The organism is Pseudomonas sp. K5002, from assembly GCF_013386655.1.
Classification (GTDB): domain Bacteria; phylum Pseudomonadota; class Gammaproteobacteria; order Pseudomonadales; family Pseudomonadaceae; genus Aquipseudomonas.
Map to the genome: position 1 here is coordinate 1 of NZ_JACARK010001751.1, position 415 is coordinate 415.

Below are 415 nucleotides of genomic sequence, written 5' to 3' on the forward strand. Positions count from 1 at the left end.
TGCCCGTGCCCTCTTCAGTGCGGCCGCCGAAAACTGCTCAGCGGCCCACAGCCCGGCGTAAGTGCCCTGCTGGTCCAGCAAGCCGTGATGCGTACCGCGCTCGACAATCCGCCCGCCTTGCAGCACGACGATCTGGTCGGCGTCCTGGATGCTGCTCAAGCGGTGGGCGATTACCAGCACCGTGCGGGCACGGGCCAGGCGAGACAGCGCCTGCTGGATCGCGGCTTCGGATTCAGGATCACTGGCGGCGGTGGCTTCATCGAGAATCAGGATCGGCGCTTCACTGAGCATCGCCCGGGCAATGCCCAGGCGTTGCACTTCACCGCCGGACAGTTGCACGCCGGCTCCGAGGACGGTGTGATACCCCTGGGGCAGCGCGAGGATGCGCTGGTGAATCTGCGCGGCCCGGGCGGCG

The 415-nt window shown here is 68.0% G+C and carries 1 protein-coding gene; it reads right to left on the reverse strand.

The features are described 5' to 3' along the window. Nucleotides 1–415, reverse strand: a 415-nt coding sequence (locus HX846_RS39090) for an ATP-binding cassette domain-containing protein (RefSeq protein ID WP_256740581.1), incomplete at both ends; no start/stop codon positions are given.